The organism is Anaerosoma tenue, assembly GCF_023161965.1.
In the GTDB taxonomy this organism is placed as follows: domain Bacteria; phylum Actinomycetota; class Coriobacteriia; order Anaerosomatales; family Anaerosomataceae; genus Anaerosoma; species Anaerosoma tenue.
In genome coordinates this window covers 330,079-350,095 of record NZ_JALNTY010000003.1, presented here as the reverse complement: position 1 = coordinate 350,095, position 20,017 = coordinate 330,079, and the positions used below count along the sequence as shown (strand labels likewise).

Genomic DNA, 20,017 nt, shown 5'->3' with positions numbered 1-20,017 from the left:
TACGAGAGAACGGTGTTGGGCCGATGTCCGAGGTCGAACGTTTCTGGAACGCCTTCAGGGTCGCAGAGCCCGCGCTTGCGGGTCCCGACGCCACATACACGGCCTGGCACTTCTGCGACAACCAGGCCGACGCCGACGAACTCGCGGACCTGGTCCTTGCCGGACGCAAGCGGGCCACCGCGGGTGCGCTGTGGTCGTACGAGGCCGAGGGCGAACCGCTTCCGCGCCCCGGCGACCTTAGCGTGGTCACCGACTGGTCGGGCACCCCGCGCTGCGTGATCCGCACCACCAGCGTGGAGGTCGTGCCGTTCGGCTCGGTCACCGAGGAGTTCGCCGCCGCCGAGGGGGAGGGCGACGGGTCGCTCGACTACTGGCGACGGGCGCACCGGGCGGCGTTCGAGCGGGAAGCCGTGCTCACGGGCAGGGCACCCTCCGAGGAGATGCCGGTGGTCTGCGAGCGGTTCGAGGTCGTGTACCCGTACTCGATCCGCCCCGCGCGCGCCTCGGACCTGCCGGCGATCCTGGCGCTCAACGCCGAGTGGGAACACGTGACGAGTCCGCTGGACGGCGCGTCGCTTGCCACGCTCCACGAGCATGCGGCCTATCACGCGGTGGCCGAGGTCGGTTCGAGGGTACGGGCCTTCCTTCTGGCGCTTGCGCCCGGGGCCCCCTACGAAAGCCCGAACTACCGCTGGTTCGAGGATCACTCGGCGGGATTCCTGTACATCGACCGTATAGTGGTGACGCACGCGCATCAGCGGTCAGGCCTTGGCGACGCGCTCTATCGCGACCTTCTGTCGTATGCCGGACGGTGCGGCATCGAGCGGCTGGTCTGTGAGGTGGACGCAGAGCCACTGAACGCCGCCTCTGACGCGTTCCATTCGCGTCGCGGGTTCGTGGAGGTGGGGACCCAGGTCCTGCCGGATGGCAAACGCGTGTCGCTGAGGGAGTTGTCGATCCCATAGGCGCTGGTCTGACGGAGGGAGGCCGATCATGACCGTTCTCGTTGCATACGCCACCAAGTACGGGGCCACGCGTGAGGTGGCCGAGGCGGTGGCCGACACGCTCACGCACCTCGGTGTTGAGTGCGAGGTGTGTCCCGCCGGTGACGTGCGGGATCTCTCCGGCCGCTCGGCAGTCGTGCTGGGGAGCGCACTGTACTACTTCATGTTGCATGGTGACGCGAAGCGGTTCTTGTCGCGGAACCGGAAGGCCCTCGCGGGTATGCCGGTTGCGCTGTTCGCTCTCGGCCCGTTCAACGACACGCCTGATGAGATGGCGAGCGCCAGGGGCACCGTGGACAAGTACCTGGCGAAGACGGACTGGCTGTCTCCGGTGGCGGTCACTGTGTTCGGCGGACGCCACGATCCCGCCAGCCTCCGATTTCCCGACAACAACCCGGGCATGCGCAACATGCCGCCAAGCGATGCGCGCGACTGGGATGCGATCCGCGCCTGGGCAGCCAGCCTGCCGCCGCTGCTGGGGGTGGCCGTGTGATCAACGGCGACTTCGCGCGGATCATGCGCTTCGCCCTTGAGGTCGACCGCCTCAAGGACGTTCTGCGCGTCACGAGACCGGCGGCGATCGGCAGGCGTGAGAACTCGGCCGAGCACAGCTGGCACGTGGCGCTCCTGGCGGCGCTCCTCCAGGAGCACGCGGCGGAGCCGGTGGACCTGCAGCGGGTGATCGAGATCCTGCTGGTGCACGACATCCCGGAGATCGAGATCGGCGACACGATCATCTTCGCCCCGCGTACCGCCGAGATGGCGGCTGCCGAGGAGGAAGCCGCCCGTCAGCTCTTCGGCCTGCTGCCGGAGCGCGAGGCGGTCTGGTGCTTCGAGCGCTGGCAGGAGTACGAGCTACGTGAGACGCCGGAGGCGCGGTACGCGTACGCGGTGGACCGGCTGATGCCGCTGCTGCACAACCTGGGCAGCGGGGGAGCGGGTTGGACCGAGAACCGTGTGCCGCTCGAGCCGGTGCTCACCGTCAACGCGCCGATCGAGGACGCGCTGCCGGAGGTCTGGGAGCAGGTGAGAGCCGCGCTGCTCGAGCACGCCGAGCGCGGAGGCTTCGACCACGAGTGACCTCACCGCGCTGCCGGGCGGCGGCGCGGCGATGCGCACGGTAGACTGGAGCGCAGACGAAGGAGGCGCCATGAGAGTGCCGCACTGCATGAGCACGCAGCACCCCGACAACGCGTCAGTGCCGTTCTTCGCCTCGTCGGCGGTGCTGGCGGGCGAAGACGAGATACGTGAGGCGTACTACGCCTTCTCGCACCTCGGCTGCGACGAGCAGATGTGGGATGTCGAGGGCAAGGAGATCGACACCTACGTGGTGAAGAAGCTTCTGAGCTACTACCCGGAGTACTTCCGCGAGAACGTGCTCGGCGAGGACCTGCGCATCACGCTCCGCGTGCCCAATCCCCGCGTCGAGGTGGCCGAGGCCAAGATCCTGCTCGAGACGCTGGAATCGATCCCGCGTTCGTACGACGCCGCGAACCTCTTCTACGAGCGTGACGTGGCGCCGATCTTCGAGGTCATCCTGCCGATGACCGTCTCGGCGGACGACATCGACCGCATCTACCACTACTACGCCGACCACATCATCGGGCGTCAGCACGCGCGGTTCGCGCGATGCGGCACCACGATAGCCGACTGGATCGGCTCGTTCTCGCCGCACCGCATCGGGGTCATCCCGCTCTTCGAGGACGTGCCGAGCATGCTGACCGCCGCGGACACCATGGAGGAGTACCTCGCCGACAAGGACGCGGAGGACCAGCGTGTGTTCCTGGCCCGCTCCGACACGGCGATGAACTTCGGCCTTGTCGCGGCGGCGCTCGCCAACAAGATCGCGCTGGCCGATCTGGACGCCCTGGCCAACCGCATCGGGGTGCGCATCCATCCGATCCTCGGGGTGGGGTCGGCGCCGTTCCGCGGGGGCCTCTCGCCGCGCACGGCCGAGCGCGTGGGATGCGAGTATCCGAGCGTAGCCACGTTCAGCGTGCAGTCGGCATTCAAGTACGACTACCCGCCCGACCAGGTGCGCGCCGCATGCGAGCACCTTAAGGCGCGGGAGACGGGTCCGGCGGACGAGCTGGATCGCGAGCGCGCCCTCGACGTCATCAACCGCTACAGCGCCGCGTACCGCGAGCGGGTGGTGGAGATCGCGCCGCTCGTGAACCGCATGGCGCGCCACGTCCCCAGCCGCCGCTCCCGCAAGCTGCACGTGGGGCTCTTCGGGTACGCGCGTGAGCTGGGCGGCGTCTCGCTGCCGCGCGCGATCGGCTTCACCTGCGCACTGCACTCGCTCGGCTTGCCGCCGGAGCTCATCGCCTTCGACGCGCTCACGGCCGACGACCTCGCGTTCGTCCTGGAGGCGTACCCGTCGCTCGCCTCCAAGCTCGCTGATGCGATGGCGTATACGGACCCTGACGGACCGCTGATGACGGGGTCGCTCCTCGGCGCGCTTGAGACCGCCGGTTTCGGGGCATCTGCCGAGGAGGGGTATCTCGAGATCGTCCGGCGGATCCGCTCCGACCTCGAGCGCGGCGAGACCGCCCAGACGGGCGACCTGGTCCTCCGCGCCGCGCTCATCCGCCGCTTTCTCGGCTAGACGCGACAGACGTACAGGAAGGCAGGGACATGGCGATCACGAAGAAGGACACCGTCCGCGTCATGATCATCACCAAGGACCACCGCATCGAGGGCGACATGCACATCCTCGAGGGCGCGCGTCTGTCTGACTCGCTGAACGCGAAGAACAAGGACTTCTACGCCGTCACGGAGGCGTCCATCTTCCGCGTCGAGGACGACCGCCTGGTCGCTTCTCCGCCGTTCATCATCGTGGGCCGCGAGGCCATCAGCGCGGTCTTCCCGATGGAGGAGTGACCCGCAGGGGTCACGCTTGGGGCTCCTGGCATCCCTTCCAGCCGGCCAGCGCATCCACGGCCTCAGCCACCGAGAGTGCGGGCCGGGGGGCGGTGCTGTCGCGCTCCCGGAGCCGGGCGAACAGCTCGGCGAGTATCGGCGGGTTGACGTTGCCCTCGGCGAGCGCGTCAGCGTTGGCGAACAGCTCCTCGGGAGTGCCGGCGAGCGCGATGCGGCCGCCGGGCGCGAGCACGTACGCGTAGTCGGCGAACTCGGGCACCGAGTCGATGTCGTGGGTGGACATGACGATCGTGACGCCACGCTCCATCGCCAAACGGTCCATCAGACCGAGCAGCCCTGCGCGCGACTCCGGATCGAGCCCCTCGAACGGCTCGTCGAGCACGAGCAGGTCGGGCTCCATCACGAGCGCGCCGGCGAGCGCCACCTTGCGCTTCTCGCCGCCCGAGAGGTTGTGCGGGACGCGGTCGGCGAGGTGGTCGATGCCCAGCAGGTCGAGCGCGCGGTGCGCGGCCGCCAGGGCGTCGGCTTCACTCATGCCGTACTGCCGCGGCGAGAACGCAACGTCATCGATCACGGTCGGCGCGAGCAGCTGTTCGTCCACGTTCTGCAACACCACGCCGATCCGCTGCCTGATCCGCGTCCACTCCTCCGAAGGCGACACGCCGAACACGGTGACCTCGCCTTCCTGAGGCCGCATCAGGCCGAGGATGTGGTAGAGCATGGTGGTCTTGCCGGAGCCGTTGGGGCCGAGCACGGCCACACGTGCACCGATGTGCGCGAGGAAGTCGAGCCCGCAGAGATGCACCGATGTGCCGTCCTCGTACGTGTGCCGGACGCAGCTGATGCGGATGACCTCGTCGGCCCCCGCAAGCCGCCCGTGGTCGTGCGTGTGTCGGTTCATCGGCGCCTCCGTCCGATCAGTGCACCGGTGGCAAGATCCACCGCGCCGGCGAGCGTGACGAGCCATGCATATCCGGCAAGGCCGGGAATCCACCTGAACGCCGCCACCACGCCGAGCAGGACGGCCGAATAGGCGAGCGCGGCCATATCGGCCGAGCGGTCGGCGCTCCGCCGGGTGGCCACGCGGAACCCGCCCTCGTAGCCGCGCAGGTAGAGGATGTCGTATTCGCGTTGCGAGAGGTCGAGCGAGTAGAGCAGCAGCCCGCCCATCGCGCGGACCGTGGCCGCGGCGGCCCTGACCGGCTGCCGTTTGGACAGGCCCGCGCGCAGCCTGATCGCGCGCGAGAGGTCGCTGAACTTGTCGGCGAGTATGAACAGCGAGCGGTAGGTCATCAGCAGAGCGTCTCCCACCACCCGCGGGGTGACGCGCTGGATCGGCGCGAAGACCTGCGGGTACGGCGTGGAGAACATGAGCGTCACAACGGCGAGCGCGGCGGTGACCGCCTTGAGCACCACGAGAGCGCCCAGAGGCACGTTCGCCGCGGCCGCGAACGCGAACACGAGGGCGAACACCGCCGGATAGAGCGCGAGCGTCAGCATCTGCCGTACAGGGAGCCGCACGGCCGCGGCCGCTCCGGTGAGGGAGAGCGTGAGGCCGGCGGCCACCAGTGGATCGTTAACGCTGACCACGGCGGCGAGCAGCAGCGTGGTCGCCACCAGCTTGCTGGATGGGGCCGCCCGATGAAGGAGGGTGTCGCCCGAGATCGCGGAGCGGTCCACGGCGGTGATGTCCATCAGCGCCCTCCGTGTTCGTCGCCGACCCGGGCCGATGCGGAGGGCGGTGCGTTCACGCTGCGCAACATGAGCGACGGTCGCACGCGCACCACGTAGCCGAGGACGCCTGCGGTCACCAGAGCTTCGAGGATCCAGCCGATCGGCCCGAGCGTGTAGACGACCGCCGCGAATCGCGATACGGAGAGTGCGCTGCCCTCCTCGTGCTCGTCATCGTGTCCGGCCTCAGCCGCATGTTCGTCATCATGTCCGGCATCGGCCTCGTGCTCGTCATCGTGCCCGTGATCGTCACCGCCGAGGAGGCCCACGTTGATGAGGTCTCCGGAGAACGGGTTGCGGAACTCGAGCGTCTCCACGTCGAGCGCGCCGGTGTGTCGGGCGGTCGCACCCGAGCCGGCGAGCGCGACGATGCCTACCAGCATCGTCGTCGTGATGGCGAGCGTCACGATGGTGGAGGCCGCCGCGACCGGACGGATCCGTCGCGACCCCAGAAGCCTGAGACCGCCGTGCACGAGCGCCCACCCCAGCGCCATCTCGGTGGCGATCATCAGCGTGTTCAGGCCCACCACCGTGATCCCGCCGTGCCCTACCAACGCAAGCACGAGCACGACGATGAATGCCGAGATGGCGCCGAGCCAGGGGCCGAGCAGGGCGCCGGCGATCACGGTGAGGTTCACGTGGTAGGCGATGGGCACGATCTCGGTGGACATCGCCACCAGCACGAGCGCTGAGATGGCGCCAACGAGCGGTACGGCGCGCCGGGTCCCGGTGCGGGTCGCCATGCGCGACGCCATCCCCAGCAAGAGCGCCGTCGCAACCCACCCGGTGACCCACAGCCACCAGGGCAGCACCCCGTCGGGGATATGGATGTGCGACATCAGGCGCCCCTCGTTCCTTCTCGGCAGTCGACGCACAACCCGTACAGGACGACCTCGTGGCTTGTGACGAGATGACCCTCCCGTGTCGCCGCGCTCGATACGGCATCGCCAAGCGGGCATTCCACGCCGAGCACGCGTCCGCAACGCGTGCACACCAGGTGGTGGTGATGGTCGTTCCGCACACACAGCGCAAGCAGCGCCGAGCCGTCCCGGTCGCCCACGGTCACCACAGCACCGGCTTCCTGCATCGCGCTGATCGCGCGGTAGACGGTGGCCAGCCCGATTCCCGGGGAGGCATCCGCCACCGCGAGATGGAGCTCCTCGGCGGTGAAGGCGGTCCGCATCTCACGCACCACGCGTGCTATCACGGCCCGCTGGGCGCTCACGCGGGCGGTACCGTAGAGCGTCGTTGGCGTGCACCGGTTGGGGTCCCGCTGATGATCAGCGTCCACTCTCCACCTCACCAAGTGAGAAGCGTTCTCACTTGGTGAGTCTCGCACACTCCTGTCGTTCCCCGCTACCCCCTGCTGCGCTAGCATGGAGGCGCGTACCCGACCGGGGAGGCCCCAGTGAACGTCAGCCAGCTCAAGACCTTCATCGCGGTGGTGGATCACCGTTCGTTCTCCGAGGCCGCGCGGCTGCTCGGCATCTCACAGCCGGCGGTGACCATGCAGGTCCAGGCGCTGGAGTCGGACATCGGGGCCATGCTGCTCGATCGCGGATATCGCAAGATCGATCTCACCGAGGCCGGAGCGGCGCTCGTGCCGTATGCGCGACGCATCCTCGACCAGATCGACGATGCCCGTCACGCCATCGACACGCTCTCCGACACCGTCACGGGCCGCGTCACCGTGGCAGCGTCCACCACGCCCGGCCAGTACCTGTTGCCGCGTGTGCTCGGCGCATTCCTCAAGCTCTATCCGGAAGTGGGCGTCACGCTCCGTGTCTACGACTCGGCCGATGTGGTCGAGCGTGTGGAGGCCGAGGAGGCGGATCTTGGCATGACAGGCGCCGAGGTCCCGGGCGCCCGCGTGCACTACGAGCAGCTCGGCGTGGATGAGCTGCTTCTCATCTGTCCTCCTGAGCATCCACTCGCCGACAGAGAGACGCCGAAGTTCTCCGAGGTGGCGGCGCAGCCGTTCATCGTCCGCGAAGCGGGGTCCGGTACCCGGATGGTCTCGGAGGACCTCGTGCGTCGGGCAGGCGTGGATCCGGGTGACCTGAACGTGGTGATGGAGCTCGGCACCAATGAGGCGATCGTGAGCGCTGTCGAGGGCGGCATGGGTATGGGGATCGTGAGCCGTCAGGTAGCGGCCAAGGCGCTTGAGCTCGGCACGGTGGCACGCGTGCCGGGCGCCGGTTTCCCGGTGGAGCGGCCCCTCTTCCTCGTGCTCCCACGACGGTCGCTCACTCGCGCAGCCGACGCGCTCGCGGATCACCTGCGCGCAACGATGTGACCCTGCGTGCGCCCGTGAGGCATCCGGGTTGCGTGTCTGGCGTGTTACGCTAAACTCACACTTACCGTGTCCTCATGAGGTGAGGACGGAAGCCTCCGAGCCCCGCAGGCCTTCGACGGAGGATCCGTCATGGAGGCGGGGCCCATAGGGCGGTACCGGAAACGGTTCCGCCTCCCGGATTTGGAAAGGAGCATCTGATGATGGACCGCTTGAGGGGGAAGGCCATCTGGCGCTTCGGCGTGGTCTTCCTGGCGTTCGCGCTCGTGTTCTCGCTTGCGGGCTGCGCCGCCGAAGAAGAGCCTGCCGAGGAACCGGCGGCCGAGGAGCCAGTTGCTGAAGAGCCGGTCGAGCAGAGCGACCTGGTCCTCGCATCGACCACCTCCACGCAGGACTCAGGCCTCTTCGACGTGCTGATCCCGGCGTTCGAGGAAGCGCATCCTGAGTACAAGGTCGAGGTCATCGCTGTCGGCACCGGCGCCGCGCTCGAGATGGGCGAGAACAAGGACGCCGACGTGCTGCTCGTCCACGCGAAGGCCCGCGAGGAAGAACTCGTGGCCAACGGGTTTGGCGAATATCGCGAGGACGTGATGTACAACGACTTCATCATCGTCGGTCCTGCGGATGACCCCGCGGGCATCGCCGGCTTGCCCGTGACCGAGGCCCTCGCCGCGATCGCCGATGCCGAGGCCACCTTCGTGTCCCGCGGCGATGATTCCGGCACCCACACCGCCGAGAAGAACCTGTGGGCGGCCGCGGAGATCGAGCCCGCAGGCGACTGGTACCTCTCGGCAGGCCAGGGCATGGGCGACGTTCTCGTGATGGCGTCGGAGACCCCCGGCTACACGATGACCGATCGTGCGACCTACCTGAACATGATGGACGAGCTTGCGCTTGAGATCCTCGTCGAGGGCGACGACTCGCTGTTCAACCAGTACGGCGTGATCCCGGTGACGGGCGCCGCCAACCCCGAGGGCGCGGAAGCCTTCGCCCAGTGGATCACGAGCGACGAAGGCCAAGCCGTGATCGAGACCTACGGCGTGGACACCTTCGGGCAGCCGCTTTTCTTCCCGAACGCACAGTAGGTATCCTGTGTCAGTTGCACGTGGCGGGGCGTCGTCGCTGATGTGACGGCGCCCCGTGCGCTGTCCCGCCCCTCGAAAAGGAGCCGCACATGGAAACCCTGTGGGAGGCTGTGGTCGAGGCGGGCAAGATGCTCGTCAGCGGCGATCTCACGCTGTACGGGATCATCGGGCTGTCGCTGCAGGTCTCGGGCATCTCCATCGCGATAGCGATGGCGATCGGCGTTCCGCTCGGCTACTTGATCGGGTCAAGACGTTTCGTGGGGCGGCGGATGGTGCAGGTGCTCGTCAACACGGGCATGGGCCTGCCTCCGGTGGTCGCCGGCCTGACGGTGTACATCCTGCTCTCGCGCACCGGTCCGGTCTCCGAGTTGTGGACGTCCCTGTCTGGCTCGATAGCTCCGCGCATGCTCTTCACGCTGCCCGCGATGATCTTCGCGCAGGTGGTCATCTCCACCCCGCTGGTGACCGGCGTGACCGCGGCGGCCATCGGCTCGGTGCCCGTGGAGCTCAGGCTCCAGGCCCGCTCGCTCGGTGCTTCGGCCTGGCAGGAGGCGACCCTCGTGGTGAAGGAGGCGCGTCGGGGCGTGATGGCCGCCGTGGTGGCGGGGTTCGGCGGGATCATCTCCGAGGTCGGGGCGGTCATGATGGTCGGCGGCAACATCGAGGGGCAGACGCGCGTGATGACCACCGCCATCGTTCTCGAGAGCCGCAAGGGCAACTTCGGCATCGCGCTCGCGCTCGGGTTCATCCTCATCGGCATCGCGTTCGTCATCAACAACGGGCTGACCGCCCTCCAGCATTCGGGAGGGCGCTATGAGCGCTAGGACCCCCGCGTGCACGCGCACCCCCATCATCGTGGGCGAGGACATCGAGGTCAGGTACCATAAGCGGACCGTGCTCGAGGTCGAGCGCTTCGAGCTATGCAACGGTGAGACACACGCCATCCTGGGTCCCTCTGGCTCGGGCAAGTCCACGCTCCTCCGCATCCTCGGCCTGCTCGAGAAGCCGACCCGCGGCCATGTGACGCTCGACGGCCGGCCCGTGGAGCCCGGCGACAAGTCCGCGCGCATGATGATGGCGGCCGTCTTCCAGAACCCGTACCTCTTCAAGGGGACCGTGGGCGAGAACGTCGCCTACGGCCTGGCCCTCCGCAAGGTTCCGCGCGAACAACGGGATGAGCGCGTGGCGGCGGCACTCGAACGCGTGGGCCTGGGCGGGACGCAGAAATCCTCGGCGCTCCAGCTCTCCGGAGGAGAGGCGCAGCGGGTGGCGCTTGCCCGGGCGCTGGTGCTCGAGCCGCGGATCATGCTCCTCGACGAGCCGCTCTCGTACCTCGATCCGCTCATCAAGCGGCGTCTGGTCACCGACTTCTCGGAGATCCTCTCGGCCGAGGGTGTGACCGCGCTCTACGTCACCCACGACCAGGACGAGGCGATGGTGGTGTCCGACCGGGTCACGATCATCAACGAGGGCCGCGTCGTGCGAAGCGGCGGCGTGGACGAGGTGATGACCCTGCCCACCACCGAGTGGGTCGCGGACTTCATCGGGATGGAGACCGCGCTTCACGGTGGGATCGTGGGCCGTTCGGAAGGCGTGGCCGAGGTGTCTGTGGGCGGCGAGCGGGTCTTCGCGGTGACCGACCTGCCCGTTGGGATCGACGTTCTCGTGGGCATCCGTCCCGAAGATGTGTTGCTCTTCGATGCGGACGTCGATATCCCGCAATCCTCCGCTCGCAACCGCCTCCGCATGCGCGTCGACGGCGTGGAGCGGCGGGGCGGCACCGACAGGATCAGTCTGTCCTCCAACGGGTTCCGCATCGCCGCATCGGTATCACGAGCCTCGGCGCGCGAGATGGGTCTTGAGCCCGGCTCCGAGGTGATCGCCCTGTTCAAAGCGACCTCGGTCACGGTAGCCTCTGCAGTGGGTGTACCCTCTGGGGTATGATACCTGGGCCGCGTCCACCGGGCGCGACGCTCGCGGGCCGGCACTCGCGATGGAGGTAGGCGTGCCTGAGACAAGTCGAATCCCGGTCACCGCCGCTGTTTTGGCGGGTGGCCGATCCCAGCGGATGGGCGTCGATAAGACGCTCCTGCTCTTCGACGGCGAACCGCTCGTGCGGCGGGTGGCCGAGACGGCCGCCCGTGTTTGCCGTCATGTCGTGGTGGTCACGAACCGGCCGGACACCATCCGGCAGGCGGGGTTGCCCGCATCGGTCGAGGTGCTCACCGATGAGGTCGCGTACCAGGGTCCCCTCGGCGGACTGGTCACGGCGCTGGCCAATACCACGGACGAGTGGGTCCTGGCGCTTGCCGCCGACATGCCCTGGCTGGAGCCCTCGGTCATCCGGACGCTCTGGGAAGCGCGGGACGGCGCCCAGGTGGTGGTCCCGGTGGGCGAGAAGGGCCCCGAGCCGCTGCTCGCCCTCTACCACACCAGCTGCTTGCCCGAGGCTCGCCGGGTGCTGGCGTCGGGACGCCGGCGGCTGATGGCCCTGGTGCCTGCGGTCAAGACGGTCGAGGTGCCGCTCGAAACGTTTCGTGAAGTCGATCCCGGGCTCAAGAGCATCGTGAACATCAACACGCCGGACGAACTCCTCGAGTCTCGGGACCTGAGCTCACAGGAGTCGAAGGCTCCGGCGCCCCGGGTGTCCATCATCGAGGTGGGCGCACGAGCATCGCGCGGGATGCCGTCAGAGCGCCCCATCACCGTGTTCCTCAACGACGGCGAGATCGCCACCATGCAGTCGACCCCGGAGGATCTTGCCGACCTCGGCGTCGGCTTCCTGCTCGCGGAGGGCTTCATCAGCGACCGTGACGCACTCGAGGGTGTTGACGTCGACCACAAGCGGGGGCTCGTCTACGTTCGCTCGCGCGAGGAAGCGCCGCCCGACGTGGCCGAGCGCAAGCGGTACGTGACATCGGGCTGCGGCAAAGGGATCACGTTCGCGTCGGTGGGCCACGCCAGGGGCATCGAGGCCGTGGAGTCCGATGTGCAGGTGGATTCCGAGGTCGTCTACGACCTGGTGGGACAGCTCGCCCGCGCGGCTTCGGCATACCGCGACACCGGCGGGATGCACTCGTGCGGTATCGGACGAGGCCGGGACCTCCTGCTGGTGCGTGAGGACGTAGGGAGGCACAACGCGCTCGACAAGCTGTTCGGCCGGATCTGGCTCGACGGCATCGACACTCGCGACACGGTCCTCCTTACCACCGGTCGTATCAGCTATGAGATGGCGGTCAAGGCCGCCAAGGCCCGCGTTCCCGTGGTCGTCTCCCGCACGGCCGTCACCGACCTTGCCGCGGAGATCGCCGAGAGGGCAGGACTCACGCTGGTCGGGTATGCACGCGGTGGTAAGCTCGTTGTTTACACGCATCCGAATCGGATCAGAGTCTCGGAAGAAGAGGGTGAGTAGATGATCAGCGTCGAAGAGGCCCAGGAGCAGGTACTCTCCCGCATCTCCCGGCTGGAGCCGGAGCGGGTCGACCTCCTCGCGGCTCTCGGGCGCGTGCTGGCCGAGGATGTCGTATCGGACATCGACGTCGCGCCCTTCGACAACTCGGCCATGGACGGGTACGCCGTCCGTCATGCCGACGTGAGGTCGGCCTCGGCTGACACGCCGATCGTCCTCGACGTCGTCGAGCACATACCCGCCGGCGTCTCGCCGCAGGTCACCGTCGCACCGGGCACGGCGTCCCGCATCATGACGGGCGCCCCCATGCCCGCAGGAGCTGACACCGTCGTGATGGTGGAGCGCACCCGGCCCGGAAGAGCCGACGGCGGGCCGGACGGGTCGGTCGAGATCCTGGCCGCGCCGTCACCCGGCGAGAACGTCCGCACGCGCGGCGAGGAAGTCAGGGCCGGCGACACCGTGCTGCTTGCCGGAGAGAAGATCGGGCCTGCGGCGATCGGGTTGGCCGCGTCGGTGGGGCACGACACCCTGCTCGTGTACCGGAGACCGCGGGTAGCCATCGTCTCGACAGGTGATGAGCTCGTCGATGTGACCGAGAAGCCCGGCCCGGGTAAGATCCGCAACTCCAACTCCTACTCGCTTGCGGCCCAGGTCATGTCGGCCGGCGGCGAACCGCACATCCTCGGCGTGGCTCGTGACACTGAAGAGCACACGAGGTCCATGCTGGAGCGCGCCCCCGAGTTCGATCTGATGGTCACCACCGGAGGCGTGAGCATGGGCGACTTCGACGTCGTCAAGAAGGTGCTCGAGGAGATCGGCGAACTGGCGTTCTGGAAGGTCGCGATGCGTCCGGGCGGACCCCAGACATTCGGCGCGATCGGCGAGACGCCCTTCTTCGGGCTGCCCGGCAACCCCACCTCCACGATGGTGGGCTTCGAGATGTTCGTTCGTCCCGCCGTCCGCAAGATGGCCGGCTTCAGTGCGCTGCTGCGTCCGCGCTCGATCGCGAGGCTGACGCATGACGTGAAGAAGCGGGCCGAGAAACGGTACTTCCTGCGCTCCAGGATCACGCGGTCCTCCGACGGGCGCTACTCGGTCACGGTGTCAGGCAACCAGTCCTCCGCGCTGCTCACCTCGATGCATCGTGGCAACTGCCTGATCTCCCTTCCCGAGGGGGAATCGCTCATCACCGCGGGGACCGAGGTCCTCTGTATCCGGCTCGACATGGAAGAGGGAACAGCATGAGCAGCGACAGCCAGAAGTTCAAGGATCCCCGCTGGGCATCGCAGGTCACCGACGAGATGATGGAGGCCGTGAAGGCCAAGGCGCGCGACGGCAAGATCACGTGCCCCGTGCTTCGCAAGTTCGCTGAAGACCAGGGTGTGCCCTACAAGGTGGCTGGCGCCGCCGCCGACGCAGCCGGTCTCCGTGTCCACAACTGCGACCTCGGGTGCTTCTAGCGTGGCCCACAGTGCCGCGATCCCGGTCGTCTCGGTCGTAGGAAAGAGCGACTCGGGCAAGACCACGTTGATGGAGCGGTTGATCCGCGCTCTCACGGAGCGCGGCTACCGCGTCGGCAGTGTCAAACACCACGTGCACGACTTCGACATCGACGTGCCCGGCAAGGACTCCTGGCGCCACGCCAAGGCGGGAGCCGCATTAACGCTCGTGAGCTCGCCGTCGAAGCTCGGCATGGTGCGGCAGATGGATCACGAAGCGTCCCTGGACGAGTTGCTCTCGCTGGCGCACGACGTGGACATCCTCCTCACCGAGGGGTACCGTCGCGCGGGCGAGGTGCGGATCGAGGTCTCCCGGCGAGCCAGGTCCACCGAACTGGTATGCGAGGCGTCCGAGCTCTTCGCGCTCGTGACGGACAACCCGGAGATCCGGGTCGGCTCCGTACCGGTGTTCGGCCTGGACGACGCGGCCGGTCTTGCCGATCTCGTCGAGACCACGTTCCTGAAAGGCGGGCCGGATGGCGATCGATAGGCACGGACGCCGCATAGACTACCTGCGCATCAGCGTCACTGATAGGTGCAACCTGCGATGCGTGTACTGCATGCCGCCCGGCGGCATCGAGTGGAAGGCGCATGAGGAGATACTGACCTTCGAGGAGATCGAGCGATTCGCGCGGATCGCCGCGGAAGAAGGCATCAGCAAGATTCGCCTCACCGGAGGCGAGCCGCTGGTGCGGCTCGGGATCGTCGATCACATCAGGCGCCTCCACGAGACCACGGGCATCGAGGCCATCGCGCTGACCACCAACGCCACGTTGCTCGCACGGTACGCCGAGGACCTGGCCGATGCGGGCCTCAAGCGTATCAACATCTCGCTCGACACGCTCGATCCCGACGTCTACTCCCGGATCACCCGCGGAGGGAAGCTCGAGGACGTTCTCGAGGGCATCGAGGCGGCATTTCGCGTGGGCATGGATCCCGTGAAGATCAACGTCGTCGTTGTGCGCTCGCTCGAGCAGGACCTGGCAGGCTTCGCTCGCATGACGCTCGAGCGGCCCGTCCATATCCGCTTCATCGAGTACATGCCCGTGGGCGACGTGGGCGCGCACAGTTGCGCGAGCTCGGACACCGACGGCTGGACCGCGGACGATCACGTCCCGACCGATGAGATCCTCGAGCGCCTTACCACTGAGGGCGCGGCCCTCGGTTTCGGCGAGTTGGTGCCGGTGGAGCGCGACAACGCGCCGGGCGGGTGGGGTCCGGCAAGCTACTACCGGTTTGCCGGCGCGCCTGGAACCCTCGGCATGATCTCGCCGCTCTCGCACCACTTCTGCAGCGAGTGCAACAGGCTTCGCCTCACGGCCGACGGCGGGTTGCGCACGTGCCTGTTCAGTGACGACGAGATCGACGTCCGAAGCGTGCTGCGCGGTGGCTCCGACGAGGATGTCCGGGCGTTGATCCACAGGGCGCTCGCCGAGAAGCCGGAGAGCCACAACCAGCAACTGGGCACCGTCCGCCATATGTCAGAGATCGGAGGCTGAGATGGCATCCGGTGATGAACTCACGCATCTCGACGAACACGGTTCCGCACGCATGGTGGACGTGGGGTCCAAGCCGGTGACGCATCGCCAGGCTTCGGCCGAGGCGATGATCCGGATGCGGCCCGAGACGCTCGCCATGATCGTGGAGGGCCGGGCGCCCAAGGGAGACGTCTTCGCCGTCGCCCGCATCGCCGGTATCCAGGCGGCCAAGCGCACGCCGGACCTCATCCCGCTGTGCCACCCGCTGCCGATCACGAGCGTGGCGGTCGACCTCGAGCCCGTGGACGCCGGGGTGCACATCGTCGCCACATGCACCACGGACGGCAAGACCGGCATCGAGATGGAGGCGCTCACGGCGGCATCGACCGCTGCGCTCGCCCTGTACGACATGTGCAAAGCGGTCGATCGTGGCATGGAGATCGCTCATGTGCGCTTGCTCGAGAAGTCGGGCGGCGCATCGGGGCACTGGCTCCGTGAAGGCGCCAGCCCTGCTCACAAGGAGGACTGACACATGGCGGCCACCGTCACATCGGTGAACCTCTCGGCCAAGAAGACCGTTCGCAAGACGCCGGGCACGAGCGGTACGCTCGTTGTGGGTAGCGGCTTCGAAGGGGACGCGCATGCGGGAGACTGGCACCGGCAGGTAAGTCTGCTCGCAGAAGAATCGATCGCGAAGATGCAGGCCAAGGGGCTGGACGTGGATGCGGGCGACTTCGCCGAGAACATCACCACGAGCGGCATCGACCTCGTGTCACTGCCTGTGGGCACCAGGGTTCGTGTGGGGGACACGCTCCTCGAGGTGAGCCAGATCGGCAAGGAGTGCCACACCAAGTGCGCTATCTACTACCAGGCGGGTGACTGCGTGATGCCCAAGGAGGGGATCTTCGCGATCGTCCTGGAGGGTGGATGCGTGTCGGTGGGTGACGAGGTCGTCGTGATCGGGGAGGGTGCCTGATGGCCGATCTGCGTGTCGGGGTTCTGACATCATCGGACACCCGGTCCGCCGGGGAGGCCGAGGACACCTCGGGCGCCGCGCTCAGGGAGCTTTCCGAGGCCCGCGGTTGGACGGTCGTCGACTACCGGTTGCTGCCCGACGATCGCGACGCCATCGCGGCCGCGCTCGTGGAGATGGCCGACGAAACGTGCTGCGACGTCGTGTTCACCACCGGCGGCACGGGTTTGGGTCCTCGTGACGTGCTGCCTGAGACGACGCTCGCGGTCTGTGATCGTGAGGTGCCGGGTATCGGCGACGTGATCCGCTCGGAGAGCCTGAAGATCACCGACCGCGCGATGATCTCCCGTGGCACGGCCGGCCAGCGAGGCACCACGCTGATCGTGAACATGCCCGGATCGGAGAAGGCGGTGCGGGAGTCGTTCGGTTTCGTGGAGAGCGTCATCGAACATGCCGTGGAGATGATGGCCGGGGGAGGACACGGCTAGGTCATGTGCCCGCAGCCGATCCTCTACTTCGACCACTCGGCGACCTCGTGGCCCAAACCTCCCGGGGTGGCCGAGGCCATGCAGGAGGCTCTTCTGGAGGCCGGGGGGAACCCGGGGAGGGGCGCTCACTCGCTGGCGCTCGCAGCCGAGCACACGGTGACGCGCGCCCGGGGCGACGTTGCCCGGCTTCTCGGCGTCCCTGACGCCAGGGACCTCGTGTTCACACCAGGCTGCACCTTCGCGCTCAACCTCGTTCTCAAGGGGACGCTAAGACGCGGCGACCGGGTCGTCGTCTCGGCGCTCGAGCACAACGCCGTGGTGCGACCGCTGCACGTCCTTGCTGCCCGCGGCGTGAAGGTGGCGCGGGTGCAAGCCGACAGCGAAGGGCATATCGACGCCGATGCCGTGGAGCGCTCGGTGGCGGCGTCGGCCACACGCATGGTGATCTGTCAGCATGCGTCCAACGTCACGGGGGCCATCCAGCCGGTGGCGGATCTCGCTGATATCGCGCACGAGCACGGCGCCGTGATGGTGGTCGACGGCGCGCAGGCCGCCGGTCATCTGCCGCTCGATCTCGCCACGCTCGGCGTGGACGCGTACGCGTGCTCGGGCCACAAGGGCTTGCTCGGTCCTCAGGGCGTCGGGGTCCTGTACCTGGCGCCGGGTCTCTCCCCGGTGGAGCTCGTGCAGGGCGGCGGAGGCGGTCCCTCCGAGGAGCCCGCCCAGCCCGATATCCGTCCCGACCGGTACGAGGCCGGTACGGGGAACACGCCAGGGGCGGCAGGTCTCGGCGCTGCGGCGAGGTATCTGCTCGAGCACGGCGCCGAGATCGAGCGGCGCGAGCGTTCGCTCACTCGCCGGCTGCATGAAGGGTTGCTCGGTATCCCGGGCGTCAAGGTGCTCGGACCCGCGATCGACGTGCCGCGGGCCCCCGTCGTCAGCATGACCCACGACAGGATCCCGCCGGACGAGATCGCGTTCTCGCTGGACCGTCGGTACGGTATCGCGGTCCGCGCGGGCCTGCACTGCAGCCCGTGGACGCATAGCATGACCGGTACGCTCGAGACGGGCGCCGTGCGGTTCGGGCTCGGCTGGAACCTGACCGAGGACGATGTGGACCGTGCCCTGGAGGCGGTCCGCGAGGTCTGCGCCGGGTCCTGATCGGACAGGTCGGGCTTCTATCGCACCACGTAGACCGGGGTGCCCACGTCCACGCGCTCGTAGAGTTCCTCGATGTCCCAGCGGTGCATCCGCATGCACCCGTGTGATGCCGCGGTGCCGATCGAGGAGTCGATGTTGGTGCCGTGGATCCTGATACCCCCCACGTTCAGGTTGAACGCTCTGGTGCCGAGCGGGTTGTTGGGTCCGGGGCCGATGTAGCTCGGCATGTTGGCCGCCCAGGCAGACCCCGGGTTCCCCCACGTGGGCATGTACCGCTTCTGTGTGATCTCGAACTCCCCGCGCGGCGTCGGGTGGCCGGGGGTGCCCACCGCCACGCCGTACGTCTTGGCGAGAGCGCCGCGCTCGTACAGGTAGAGCCGGCGCTCGGAGATGTCCACGAGTATCGCGGGGCCGAGGTCGGCCTCGGTCGTCGTGGGCTCCGTGCTGCGCACGACCGCCTGTACCGTCCGCTGGCCGTTCGTAAGCGCCGACCTGAGGATATCGGCGGTGGCAGTGGTGTCCAGGGACACGCCGGCCCTCGACGGACGAACGACGATCGTGTCGGTCTCCAGGGCGAGGGCGGCGTCAGCGGCGGTCGTCTCTATCGAGGCGGCGGTACGTTCGAGCCAGGTCGCGAGCGCGCTCTCGTCAAGCGTGATGCTGAGATCCGAGGAGCCGCCGGACTCCCGCTCCGCGAACCGGCCGGCCACGCGCTCGGCGAGCGTCGAAGCCACTCGCGGCTGGAAGGCGGTCTCCACCATGGCGTCGACGTCGACCGCGACCATGGATGCGGCGTCGAGCGTGAACGAACGGTCGCCATGACGGACGGTGATCGGATCGGCCAGCGGCGCTGCCACATCGCGCGCTATGTGCTCCCGCGCCGCCTGACGTGTCATCCCCGACACGTCGACCCCGGCGATGGTCGAGCCCGGTGGCAGGATCTCGCGGGTACGCCAGTCGTCGGCAACGGCCACAGCACCCCCGCCGGCGGCGGCGAAAAGGAGGAGGGATGCGATGAGTGCGGTTATCCGTAGTGGAAGCGACGCCCGGTGCATGTATGCTCCTTGCAGGTGGGAGCGGCCGTTCACGTGCCGCATATTCTACAATGGGATCGTCCTGTGTGAAGGCCGGGCACGTTCATGGGCCGGGGGGTTCGATGCATCAAGGGGCGGGGGAGGACATCAACCGCGGCAGCCTCGAGCGGTTGTTGGCCAAAGTGATGAGCGATCGAGGCCTCGATCTCGGCCAGTTTCGTGCGCGATATGTGGAGCGGCGGGTCAACGTGCGGCTCAACGCGCTCGGCCTGACCACGTATCGGCAGTACGCCGCGTATCTCGATGCACATCCTGAGGAGTACGCAAGGCTGCTCGACACGCTCACCATCAATGTGACGCAGTTCTTCCGTGACCCCGATGTGTACCAGCTGTTCAGGGATGAGGTCCTTCCCGCGGTGGTGTCGGCGAAGCAGCAACGCAAGCAGCGGCTCCTGCGGATATGGTCCGCGGGATGCGCTACGGGCCAGGAGCCGTATTCCTTGGCGATGTCCGCGCTCGACGCGATCGAACGTCTCGACGCCGGAACGATGCTGCCGATGGTCATCGGTACGGACATCGACCCCGTTGCGTTGGCCACCGCCAAGGCGGGCGAGTACCCGGCCAAGGAGATCGCGCATATCCCTGAACCCGACCGCACGCGGTACGTGGAGGTCGATGGCGACAGGATGCGCATGCGCCAGAGCGTGAAGGACATCGTACGGTTCCAGTACCTCAACCTCTTCGAGAACCCGCCGATACATGGGGTTGACGTGGTGTTTTGTCGCAACGTATTCATCTACTTCAACCGGAACGACCAGGAGCGGCTGCTCAACGCGTTCTGGGAGTCGCTCACGCGGGGAGGCTATCTGGTGCTCGGGCGTTCCGAGCGTCTCACGCCTCAGGTATCGGAGCGGTTCGTGTTGGTGGACAGCAGACAGCGCATCTACCAGAAGCCGCGGGGACTGCAGTAACGATAAGG

General features: G+C 67.7%; 24 protein-coding genes and 1 riboswitch. Of the genes, 19 read left to right on the top strand and 5 right to left on the bottom strand.

The features are described from left to right. Nucleotides 1–23: 23 nt before the first annotated feature. From MSB02_RS09450 to MSB02_RS09430, 5 genes are all read left to right on the top strand, one after another. Nucleotides 24–965: a GNAT family N-acetyltransferase gene (locus tag MSB02_RS09450; RefSeq protein WP_267194986.1), complete on the top strand. Its 942-nt coding sequence runs from the start codon at nt 24–26 to the stop codon at nt 963–965. Between the two features lie 28 nt (nt 966–993). Beyond that, nucleotides 994–1,497: a flavodoxin domain-containing protein gene (locus MSB02_RS09445; protein WP_267194985.1), complete on the top strand. Its 504-nt coding sequence runs from the start codon at nt 994–996 to the stop codon at nt 1,495–1,497. After that, a complete protein-coding gene (locus MSB02_RS09440; RefSeq protein ID WP_267194984.1) occupies nt 1,494–2,084 on the top strand; it encodes an HD domain-containing protein in 591 nt (196 codons plus the stop codon). The genes MSB02_RS09445 and MSB02_RS09440 overlap by 4 nt, the downstream gene beginning before the upstream one ends. 70 nt (nt 2,085–2,154) lie before the next feature. Beyond that, nucleotides 2,155–3,612, top strand: a complete 1,458-nt coding sequence (ppcA, locus tag MSB02_RS09435) for a phosphoenolpyruvate carboxylase (RefSeq protein WP_267194983.1) — start codon at nt 2,155–2,157, stop codon at nt 3,610–3,612. Between the two features lie 29 nt (nt 3,613–3,641). Continuing rightward, nucleotides 3,642–3,887: a DUF6812 domain-containing protein gene (locus MSB02_RS09430; RefSeq protein ID WP_267194982.1), complete on the top strand. Its 246-nt coding sequence runs from the start codon at nt 3,642–3,644 to the stop codon at nt 3,885–3,887. 10 nt (nt 3,888–3,897) lie between these two features. On the opposite strand, the gene MSB02_RS09425 is transcribed toward MSB02_RS09430, so the two are convergent. From MSB02_RS09425 to MSB02_RS09410, 4 genes are read right to left on the bottom strand one after another with little or no spacing between them, the layout of a single operon-like run. Further along, nucleotides 3,898–4,788, bottom strand: coding sequence for an energy-coupling factor ABC transporter ATP-binding protein (locus MSB02_RS09425; RefSeq protein WP_267194981.1), 891 nt, complete (start codon nt 4,786–4,788; stop codon nt 3,898–3,900). After that, nucleotides 4,785–5,582 (bottom strand): energy-coupling factor transporter transmembrane component T family protein, encoded by a 798-nt coding sequence (locus MSB02_RS09420; protein WP_267194980.1) that lies wholly within the window; start codon nt 5,580–5,582, stop codon nt 4,785–4,787. The genes MSB02_RS09425 and MSB02_RS09420 overlap by 4 nt, the downstream gene beginning before the upstream one ends. Next, nucleotides 5,582–6,457 (bottom strand): energy-coupling factor ABC transporter permease, encoded by an 876-nt coding sequence (locus MSB02_RS09415; RefSeq protein ID WP_267194979.1) that lies wholly within the window; start codon nt 6,455–6,457, stop codon nt 5,582–5,584. The genes MSB02_RS09420 and MSB02_RS09415 overlap by 1 nt, the downstream gene beginning before the upstream one ends. Beyond that, nucleotides 6,457–6,909 carry a Fur family transcriptional regulator gene (locus MSB02_RS09410; RefSeq protein WP_267194978.1) on the bottom strand — a complete coding sequence of 151 codons (453 nt, stop codon included), beginning with the start codon at nt 6,907–6,909 and terminating at the stop codon, nt 6,457–6,459. Before MSB02_RS09410 ends, MSB02_RS09415 begins: the two co-directional genes overlap by 1 nt. Before the next feature lie 117 nt (nt 6,910–7,026). On the opposite strand from MSB02_RS09410, the gene MSB02_RS09405 reads away from it, so the two are divergent. From MSB02_RS09405 to MSB02_RS09345, 13 genes are all read left to right on the top strand, one after another. Beyond that, on the top strand, nt 7,027–7,914 hold the full coding sequence (locus MSB02_RS09405; RefSeq protein WP_267194977.1) for a selenium metabolism-associated LysR family transcriptional regulator: 888 nt from the start codon (nt 7,027–7,029) through the stop codon (nt 7,912–7,914). A gap of 81 nt (nt 7,915–7,995) precedes the next feature. Then, nucleotides 7,996–8,120, top strand: a riboswitch (molybdenum cofactor riboswitch). Then, nucleotides 8,112–8,996 (top strand): substrate-binding domain-containing protein, encoded by an 885-nt coding sequence (locus MSB02_RS09400; RefSeq protein ID WP_267194976.1) that lies wholly within the window; start codon nt 8,112–8,114, stop codon nt 8,994–8,996. Its footprint overlaps the riboswitch before it by 9 nt. 89 nt (nt 8,997–9,085) lie before the next feature. Continuing rightward, a complete protein-coding gene (locus MSB02_RS09395; RefSeq protein WP_267194975.1) occupies nt 9,086–9,820 on the top strand; it encodes an ABC transporter permease in 735 nt (244 codons plus the stop codon). After that, on the top strand, nt 9,810–10,940 hold the full coding sequence (locus MSB02_RS09390; protein WP_267194974.1) for an ABC transporter ATP-binding protein: 1,131 nt from the start codon (nt 9,810–9,812) through the stop codon (nt 10,938–10,940). Before MSB02_RS09395 ends, MSB02_RS09390 begins: the two co-directional genes overlap by 11 nt. Before the next feature lie 61 nt (nt 10,941–11,001). After that, nucleotides 11,002–12,408 (top strand): formate dehydrogenase accessory sulfurtransferase FdhD, encoded by a 1,407-nt coding sequence (gene fdhD / locus MSB02_RS09385; protein WP_267194973.1) that lies wholly within the window; start codon nt 11,002–11,004, stop codon nt 12,406–12,408. Beyond that, a complete protein-coding gene (locus tag MSB02_RS09380) occupies nt 12,409–13,650 on the top strand; it encodes a molybdopterin molybdotransferase MoeA (RefSeq protein WP_267194972.1) in 1,242 nt (413 codons plus the stop codon). Next, nucleotides 13,647–13,865 carry a hypothetical protein gene (locus MSB02_RS09375; RefSeq protein WP_267194971.1) on the top strand — a complete coding sequence of 73 codons (219 nt, stop codon included), beginning with the start codon at nt 13,647–13,649 and terminating at the stop codon, nt 13,863–13,865. The genes MSB02_RS09380 and MSB02_RS09375 overlap by 4 nt, the downstream gene beginning before the upstream one ends. 1 nt (nt 13,866) lies before the next feature. Continuing rightward, nucleotides 13,867–14,394, top strand: coding sequence for a molybdopterin-guanine dinucleotide biosynthesis protein B (gene mobB / locus MSB02_RS09370; RefSeq protein ID WP_267194970.1), 528 nt, complete (start codon nt 13,867–13,869; stop codon nt 14,392–14,394). Beyond that, nucleotides 14,381–15,403 carry a GTP 3',8-cyclase MoaA gene (moaA, locus tag MSB02_RS09365; protein ID WP_267194969.1) on the top strand — a complete coding sequence of 341 codons (1,023 nt, stop codon included), beginning with the start codon at nt 14,381–14,383 and terminating at the stop codon, nt 15,401–15,403. Before mobB ends, moaA begins: the two co-directional genes overlap by 14 nt. A 1-nt stretch (nt 15,404) precedes the next feature. Beyond that, complete coding sequence (gene moaC / locus MSB02_RS09360) at nt 15,405–15,911, top strand: cyclic pyranopterin monophosphate synthase MoaC (RefSeq protein WP_267194968.1); 507 nt, start codon at nt 15,405–15,407, stop codon at nt 15,909–15,911. Nucleotides 15,912–15,914: 3 nt separating this feature from the next. Next, nucleotides 15,915–16,358, top strand: a complete 444-nt coding sequence (locus tag MSB02_RS09355; protein WP_267194967.1) for an MOSC domain-containing protein — start codon at nt 15,915–15,917, stop codon at nt 16,356–16,358. Continuing rightward, nucleotides 16,358–16,843, top strand: coding sequence for a MogA/MoaB family molybdenum cofactor biosynthesis protein (locus tag MSB02_RS09350; protein ID WP_267194966.1), 486 nt, complete (start codon nt 16,358–16,360; stop codon nt 16,841–16,843). The genes MSB02_RS09355 and MSB02_RS09350 overlap by 1 nt, the downstream gene beginning before the upstream one ends. 3 nt (nt 16,844–16,846) lie before the next feature. Continuing rightward, nucleotides 16,847–18,004, top strand: coding sequence for an aminotransferase class V-fold PLP-dependent enzyme (locus tag MSB02_RS09345; RefSeq protein ID WP_267194965.1), 1,158 nt, complete (start codon nt 16,847–16,849; stop codon nt 18,002–18,004). Between the two features lie 17 nt (nt 18,005–18,021). Here MSB02_RS09345 and MSB02_RS09340 read toward each other — a convergent pair whose 3' ends face one another. Continuing rightward, nucleotides 18,022–19,059, bottom strand: a complete 1,038-nt coding sequence (locus MSB02_RS09340; protein ID WP_267194964.1) for a L,D-transpeptidase family protein — start codon at nt 19,057–19,059, stop codon at nt 18,022–18,024. Between the two features lie 101 nt (nt 19,060–19,160). Between MSB02_RS09340 and MSB02_RS09335 the strand changes: the two genes are divergently transcribed. Beyond that, nucleotides 19,161–20,009 (top strand): CheR family methyltransferase, encoded by an 849-nt coding sequence (locus tag MSB02_RS09335; protein WP_267194963.1) that lies wholly within the window; start codon nt 19,161–19,163, stop codon nt 20,007–20,009. The last annotated feature ends 8 nt before the right edge of the window (nt 20,010–20,017 follow it).

Excerpts from the sequence above, each read along its gene's own strand:
- MSB02_RS09380 (WP_267194972.1), top strand. The coding sequence starts at position 12,409 with ATGATCAGCGTCGAAGAGGCCCAGGAGCAGGTACTCTCCCGCATCTCC.
- MSB02_RS09335 (WP_267194963.1), top strand. The coding sequence starts at position 19,161 with ATGCATCAAGGGGCGGGGGAGGACATCAACCGCGGCAGCCTCGAGCGG.
- MSB02_RS09340 (WP_267194964.1), bottom strand. The coding sequence starts at position 19,059 with ATGCACCGGGCGTCGCTTCCACTACGGATAACCGCACTCATCGCATCC.
- MSB02_RS09415 (WP_267194979.1), bottom strand. The coding sequence starts at position 6,457 with ATGTCGCACATCCATATCCCCGACGGGGTGCTGCCCTGGTGGCTGTGG.
- ppcA (WP_267194983.1), top strand. The coding sequence starts at position 2,155 with ATGAGAGTGCCGCACTGCATGAGCACGCAGCACCCCGACAACGCGTCA.
- MSB02_RS09345 (WP_267194965.1), top strand. The coding sequence starts at position 16,847 with ATGTGCCCGCAGCCGATCCTCTACTTCGACCACTCGGCGACCTCGTGG.
- MSB02_RS09400 (WP_267194976.1), top strand. The coding sequence starts at position 8,112 with ATGATGGACCGCTTGAGGGGGAAGGCCATCTGGCGCTTCGGCGTGGTC.
- MSB02_RS09430 (WP_267194982.1), top strand. The coding sequence starts at position 3,642 with ATGGCGATCACGAAGAAGGACACCGTCCGCGTCATGATCATCACCAAG.
- MSB02_RS09375 (WP_267194971.1), top strand. The coding sequence starts at position 13,647 with ATGAGCAGCGACAGCCAGAAGTTCAAGGATCCCCGCTGGGCATCGCAG.
- MSB02_RS09350 (WP_267194966.1), top strand. The coding sequence starts at position 16,358 with ATGGCCGATCTGCGTGTCGGGGTTCTGACATCATCGGACACCCGGTCC.
- MSB02_RS09390 (WP_267194974.1), top strand. The coding sequence starts at position 9,810 with ATGAGCGCTAGGACCCCCGCGTGCACGCGCACCCCCATCATCGTGGGC.
- moaC (WP_267194968.1), top strand. The coding sequence starts at position 15,405 with ATGGCATCCGGTGATGAACTCACGCATCTCGACGAACACGGTTCCGCA.
- MSB02_RS09450 (WP_267194986.1), top strand. The coding sequence starts at position 24 with ATGTCCGAGGTCGAACGTTTCTGGAACGCCTTCAGGGTCGCAGAGCCC.
- MSB02_RS09425 (WP_267194981.1), bottom strand. The coding sequence starts at position 4,788 with ATGAACCGACACACGCACGACCACGGGCGGCTTGCGGGGGCCGACGAG.
- MSB02_RS09420 (WP_267194980.1), bottom strand. The coding sequence starts at position 5,582 with ATGGACATCACCGCCGTGGACCGCTCCGCGATCTCGGGCGACACCCTC.
- MSB02_RS09355 (WP_267194967.1), top strand. The coding sequence starts at position 15,915 with ATGGCGGCCACCGTCACATCGGTGAACCTCTCGGCCAAGAAGACCGTT.
- moaA (WP_267194969.1), top strand. The coding sequence starts at position 14,381 with ATGGCGATCGATAGGCACGGACGCCGCATAGACTACCTGCGCATCAGC.
- MSB02_RS09445 (WP_267194985.1), top strand. The coding sequence starts at position 994 with ATGACCGTTCTCGTTGCATACGCCACCAAGTACGGGGCCACGCGTGAG.
- MSB02_RS09395 (WP_267194975.1), top strand. The coding sequence starts at position 9,086 with ATGGAAACCCTGTGGGAGGCTGTGGTCGAGGCGGGCAAGATGCTCGTC.